5 protein-coding genes are annotated in these 5,822 nt (G+C 68.8%); 4 read left to right on the top strand and 1 reads right to left on the bottom strand.

Annotated elements, in window-relative coordinates; genetic code table 11:
• Positions 1 to 86: 86 nt before the first annotated feature.
• On the bottom strand, positions 87 to 875 hold the full coding sequence (locus ACFVYN_RS21325) for a class E sortase (RefSeq protein WP_390000820.1): 789 nt from the start codon (positions 873 to 875) through the stop codon (positions 87 to 89).
• Positions 876 to 1,191: 316 nt separating this feature from the next.
• Between ACFVYN_RS21325 and ACFVYN_RS21320 the strand changes: the two genes are divergently transcribed.
• From ACFVYN_RS21320 to ACFVYN_RS21305, 4 genes are all read left to right on the top strand, one after another.
• On the top strand, positions 1,192 to 2,664 hold the full coding sequence (locus tag ACFVYN_RS21320; RefSeq protein WP_390000819.1) for a beta-1,6-galactanase: 1,473 nt from the start codon (positions 1,192 to 1,194) through the stop codon (positions 2,662 to 2,664).
• 115 nt (positions 2,665 to 2,779) lie between these two features.
• Positions 2,780 to 3,790 carry an SEC-C metal-binding domain-containing protein gene (locus ACFVYN_RS21315; RefSeq protein WP_390000817.1) on the top strand — a complete coding sequence of 337 codons (1,011 nt, stop codon included), beginning with the start codon at positions 2,780 to 2,782 and terminating at the stop codon, positions 3,788 to 3,790.
• Between the two features lie 729 nt (positions 3,791 to 4,519).
• Positions 4,520 to 5,068, top strand: a complete 549-nt coding sequence (locus tag ACFVYN_RS21310; RefSeq protein WP_390000816.1) for a hypothetical protein — start codon at positions 4,520 to 4,522, stop codon at positions 5,066 to 5,068.
• Positions 5,065 to 5,721 (top strand): hypothetical protein, encoded by a 657-nt coding sequence (locus ACFVYN_RS21305; RefSeq protein ID WP_390000814.1) that lies wholly within the window; start codon positions 5,065 to 5,067, stop codon positions 5,719 to 5,721. The genes ACFVYN_RS21310 and ACFVYN_RS21305 overlap by 4 nt, the downstream gene beginning before the upstream one ends.
• Positions 5,722 to 5,822: the final 101 nt, after the last annotated feature.

The following is a 5,822-nucleotide window of genomic DNA, read 5'->3' as shown; positions in this document are numbered from 1 at the left end:
CGCTGCGGGAGCAGTGAGCCCCTCAGGGCGGGCGCTGCGGGAGCAGTGAGCCCCTCAGGGCGGGCGCTGCGGGAGCAGTGAGCCCCTCAACGCGGCCGCATAGACATCAGCTTGCCCCACACCACCAGCCGGTACCGGGACGTGTACTCCGGGGTGCACGTGGTGAGGGTGAGGTAGTAACCGGGCGTGGTGTAGCCGTAGGTGGGGTGAACCGTCGAGCGCGGGATAGGGCGGATCACTCCCGAGTCGCGGGCCGAGGTCTGACGCAGGGCCTTGTCCACGGCGTACGTGTAGACCGCGCTCCGCGTCTCCACCCGGACGGTGTCCCCGGGCGTGAGGCGGTTGATGTACCGGAAGGGCTCGCCGTGGGTGTTGCGGTGCCCGGCGAGCGCGAAGTTCCCGGCGCCGCCCGGCTGCCCGGTGCCGGGATAGTGCCCGACGTACCCCTTGTTGAGCACGCTCCGCTTGCCGACGCCCTCGGCGACGGGGACGCGGAGGTGGAGACGGGGCACGGTAAGGATGGCGTATGCCTGGGACCGGCCCGGCGTCAGGGCGGCGGGGTCCGGGGCGCCGTCGTGGAGCTCCTGCTCGGCCCGGGAGCCCGGAGAAGCCGTAGGAGAGGACAGGGACCCGGACCCGGACCCGGCGGCCGTACCGGAATCGGCTCCCCCGCCGCGCCCCCACTCCCGCTCCAGCGCCTCGACCCGGTGCCGAGCGCCCCGCTCGGCCTCCCGGTTGGTCCACCACAGCTGGTGCACGACGAGCAGCAGCAGGACGACCCCTGCGGTGACCAGGAGTTCGCCGCCGGTCCACACCACCCGGCGGCGCCGCTCGCGCCGGCGCCGGGCTCCGTGGTGCATGACGCGCTGCCGCATACCTCACGCCTCCTCGGAACGCCTCCTGGGAACGCCTCTTCGGAACGCCCCTTCGGAACGCCTCTTCGGACGGGGCCGCCCGCACGATAAGGGCGGGGCCTTCAACTCACCAGTGCCGAACCCCTCGTAGAGCGGGCGAAGCGGTCGGGGCGTCCGGCATACCGAACTTCCTCCACAGGTTTTAGGAAGGGCTGTCAGAACTCTCGACAACCCCACTGGCCGCACCCGATGCTTCGACGTGGCATGAACGGGGCAGGCCACGACGCGAGTCACACGGCCGCGTCGATCCATCGGAGTTCGGAAGTTCGGAGTAGCCATGATCCGACGCAGAACGCTGCTGACAGCCGCAGGAGGCACCCTCCTCGGCAGCGCGCTGGCCACCGGTACCGCCCGAGCGGACGCAACGATCGCCGTCAGTCCGGGGACCTCGTACGGCACCTGGGAGGGCTGGGGCACCTCCCTGGCCTGGTGGGCCAACGTGTTCGGCGCCCGGGACGACTTCGCCGACATCTTCTTCACCACCAAGTCGACGTCATACAACGGCACTTCGCTCCCCGGCCTCGGCCTCAACATCGCCCGCTACAACCTGGGCGCGAGCAGCTGGAACTCCGTGGGCGGCACGTCGATGACCGCCTCGCCGAACATCCCCGCCTTCAAGCAGATCGAGGGCTACTGGCAGGACTGGAACAACGAGGACCCGACGTCCTCGGCGTGGGACTGGACGGCCGACGCGAACCAGCGGGCGATGCTGGTGAAGGCGACGGCGCGGGGTGCGACATCGGAGCTCTTCGCGAACTCCCCGATGTGGTGGATGTGCCTGAACCACAACCCCTCCGGCGCCTCCGACGGCGGCAACAACCTCCAGTCCTGGAACTACCGCCAGCACGCCTCCCACCTCGCCGCGACCGCCCTGTACGCCAAGAACAACTGGGGCGTGAACTTCTCGACCGTCGACGCCTTCAACGAGCCCTCCTCGTCCTGGTGGACGGCGACCGGCACGCAGGAGGGCTGCCACATGGACGCGACGGTCCAGGCGGCCGTACTGCCGTACCTGCGCAGCGAGTTGAACAACCGCGGCCTGACCGGCGTGAAGATCTCGGCCTCCGACGAGACGAGCTACGACCTCGCCCGCACCACCTGGAACTCCTTCAGCTCGACGACGAAGGGGTACGTGAACCGGGTCAACGTCCACGGCTACCAGGGCTCGGGCGGCCGCCGGGACCTCCTCTACACGGATGTGGTGACCACGGCCGGCAAGGCCCTGTGGAACTCCGAGACCGGCGACAGCGACGGCACCGGCTACACCATGGCCTTCAACCTGCTCTACGACTTCCGCTGGCTGCACCCCACGGCCTGGGTCTACTGGCAGGTCATGGACCCGTCGACGGGCTGGGCGATGATCGCGTACGACCAGAGCAGCCTCCAGCCGACGACGGTCCAGACGAAGTACTACGTCATGGCCCAGTTCGCCCGGCACATCCGCCCCGGCATGAAGATCATCGACACGGGCGTGAGCAACGCGGTCGCGGCCTACGACTCCTCGGCCAAGCGCCTGGTCATCGTGGCCCTGAACACCTCCACCTCGGCCCAGACCCTGACCTTCGACCTGTCGAGGTTCACGACGGTGACCGGCGGCTCCGGCGGTCTGGTCCCGCGCTGGAACACGGTGACGACGGGCGGCGACAAGTACGTGTCGTACTCCAACACCTTCCTGAGCGGCAAGTCGGTGGCCGTGCCGTTCGCGGCCAAGGCCGTGCAGACGCTCCAGATCGACGGCGTGACGATCTGAGCCGACACGTGAGGGGCGGAGGGTGCGGGCCGGCCCCGAGGCTCTTCTCCCCTTCACCGGGCCCTGGCCTGCACCTCCCTCTTCTTTGCCACTGATCGGCAGTACGGTGTCACCCATGCGCCCCGACACGCCTGCCGAGAACGTCGACCACAACGCCGAAGCGGCGCGCCTGGAGCGGACCGCCGACCGGTATCCCGAGGACGCCGAAGCCCTGCTCGTGCAGGCCGCGGCCCATCTGGAACTGGCCGGCGACCGCCCAGCCGCGTCCTCCCTCTACGACCGCCTGCTGGCCACGCAGGCGGGCCTGGAGAACCCGTTTCTCGTCCGCGCCCTGAAGGCCGCGAACCTCTGGGAGTACGGCCATGAGGCCGAGGCCCGCGCGATCATCGAGGGCGTCCGGGTGGCGTCACCGCGGGACCCGGCCCCCTGGGTGATCGTCGCGGAGGCCCTGGAGTCCCACGACGAGCTGGAGCAGGCGCAGGAGACGTTCACGCAGGGAGCCAGGGTGCTCCTCACCGACGTAGCGGAGCCCCCGTATTCCACGCATCCTCTGTTGTTCGGCCGCCACCGCGTCCGCCGGATGCTGGGCCTGCCCCACGACGACTGGGACGTCCTGGCGGACACCCTCCACACCTCCCCGGTCTCCCTGGACGAGCTGCACGACCCGAAGCGCGTCTGGTCCCTCGGCTCGGAGAACCCGGCGGAACTGGAGGCGGAGATCTCCCGCCTGCGCGCCGAACTGGGCACCTTCCGGGAGGCGTTGTCCCGCCCGTTCCCGGTGGCGGTCCTGCACTGGCCCGCCTCCGAACTCACGGAACTGGTGGACGCCTACCCTTCCCTCTCCGCGGAGTACCCCTCCCACGAGGAACACCTGGCGACGATAGAGGCGTCCCTGCGCGAACTGTCCGCCTCCGGCACGGCGAACCTGGGCATCGTGACAGGCACGGTCCCGTCGTACGAGGCCTTCGCAGCCTCGGAGGGCACGTCCCCGGCAGAGCCGTCACTCCTCCCCCAGTACGCGACGACCTTGGCGGCGCGCGGACGTGCGGTGGAGTGGCCGCCGCAGCGGGGGACGGCGTGCTGGTGCGGGTCGGGGCGGGTTTATGGGGAGTGCCACGGGGAGTGAACGGCGGAGTGGGGGCCGAGGAACTGAACTCGGCCCCCTTCTGCTATTTGCGTCGGTGACGTTGGGGCGAGAGCGGCGTTGGTGGCCCACCTTTCACGCCACCCGAGGCACACGCGCGCCCCCAACCAGCCGCCGGCCGCTGAGCAAACCAGGCGTGCCCCGAGACGCGACCGCGCACATCCAACTCCGCTCGCAGGGCAGCCGACCCACCCTCAACCCACCTGGGCCACCCGTCCCTCCGGGCCGCCCGCTCGCTTCTCCCCCGTGCTGGAGCGGACTGGGTCAAGGGTCGGCCGAAGGCTGATCGCCGCAGGCGACGCGACCGCAGGGAGCGCCCTTGAGGCAGGCCGCGGAAGCACGACACTGCAAAGAAGCGGGCGGCCCAACGGCACCAGCCCTCGGCGTAATAAGGGCCTCTCCCTTTCTGGGCAGATCCGCCAGGGATGGTGCCTCCACTCACGGAACTCCCAACTCCGTTATCAAGCGCACCAGTTATCCCGGCAAACGCCGTTGACCACACCTCTATTCGCACATACGATCCCCTTCACGCGGCCTGCCGAGACAGGGGAAGCTCGGCCCTCAGATATGCGGAACCGGAATCCGCGTCATCCACTTTTCTCACGGTCTCCATTTCCGGAGGACATGGACTGATCACCCATGCCCCGGCCGCGAAAACACGACCATGCGCGGGGCTCCGTTGCCCGCGAACAAAGACACGGGGAAGTCTCTTTGACAACCACATACGCACGAAGAGCAGCCAGACTGGCCGCCGGCACCGCCCTGACCACGGCGATCGCCATCGGCAGTGCAACGGTTGCCCACGCCGACTACTACGACGGCGGAATGCCTGGGCGCAGTTGGAACGTCAAGGCAGTCGGCATCAATGACACCTGGGTCGGCTTCCTCGACACGGGCCGGAAAAACTGGAACAACGCGGGAGCCGGAGCGAACATCGGGCGTACGTCCGGCGCGAAGGCCGAATTCACCGCTGGGCGCTATTCGCAGAGCTGGTACGGCGTTTACTCGCCGTCCGGATTCCGCCACATCAACCGCGTCTTCAAGATAAAGATCAACGCGCGGACGCTCGACCGCGACTCCGGCTCCCACATGACCGAGTGGTGCCGCAGCACGGCCACACACGAACTGGGGCACGGGCTCAGTCTCGACGACAATCCGAACACGTCGAGGGTGTCGCTCATGAAGCACAGCCGCAACCGGACGACCATCCAGAAGCCTCAGCCGTACGACGTCTCCGAGGTCAAGAGGATCTACTCATGACCGCGGTCAGGAACGTCCTCGTCAGCGGTACAGCACTGCTCGCCGCCGTGGTCCTCGTCGGCTGCTCCACCGACGGTTCGCCCGAGGGGAAGGCCAAGCCCAAGGCCGTAGCCGCAGCGGACGTCGTCCCCTACGCGGCCGACTACCCGTCCTACGACTCGGTCGACGCACTCGTGAAGCAGTCGGACGTCGTCATCACGGGCACAGTGATCGGCACCCAAGTACGGGAGTTGAGCCCCGAGGCGCCCACGAACGACGATCCGGTCGCCAACCCGCAGGCGGGGCTCTCACCCGAGGAAGCCGCCGAGTCCGATCCGGTGGTCGTCACCGTTTCCTCGATCAAGGTCTCCCAGGTGCTCTCCGGTGCCGGGGACGTGAAGGCCGGCGACACCATCGAGGTCTCCCAGCTGGGCGGCACGCTGGACGGAGTCACGTACAAGGAGCAGGAGACCACCGCTCTGGCCGAGGACAGCACCGAGTACGTCCTCATGCTCGCCGACCAGGGCGACAAGAACCCCTTCGACCTGCTCAACCCGCAGCAGGCCCTTTACACCGTCGGCAGCGGCGACGAGGTCACGCCCGTGGCCGAGGGAGGGTTCGACGACATCGGCACCGTCGACGAACTGGCCGCCAAGGCAGCCGAGGCGAAGTAGCACGGACACAACCGGACGTGGGGCCGGGGGCTCCCAGCAGCGGCACGACCCCCAGCCTTCAGGAAGTACCGCCCCACCCCCTTAGCACGCCCCCCCCCACG

The sequence above is a fragment of the Streptomyces sp. NPDC058307 genome (assembly GCF_042880295.1).
Classification (GTDB): domain Bacteria; phylum Actinomycetota; class Actinomycetes; order Streptomycetales; family Streptomycetaceae; genus Streptomyces.
The sequence above is the reverse complement of the archived record's forward strand: the minus strand, read 5'-3'. Positions and strand labels throughout refer to the sequence as shown.

Coding starts and splice junctions, on each gene's coding strand:
- ACFVYN_RS21325 (WP_390000820.1), bottom strand. CDS start 875: ATGCGGCAGCGCGTCATGCACCACGGAGCCCGGCGCCGGCGCGAGCGG.
- ACFVYN_RS21320 (WP_390000819.1), top strand. CDS start 1,192: ATGATCCGACGCAGAACGCTGCTGACAGCCGCAGGAGGCACCCTCCTC.
- ACFVYN_RS21315 (WP_390000817.1), top strand. CDS start 2,780: ATGCGCCCCGACACGCCTGCCGAGAACGTCGACCACAACGCCGAAGCG.
- ACFVYN_RS21305 (WP_390000814.1), top strand. CDS start 5,065: ATGACCGCGGTCAGGAACGTCCTCGTCAGCGGTACAGCACTGCTCGCC.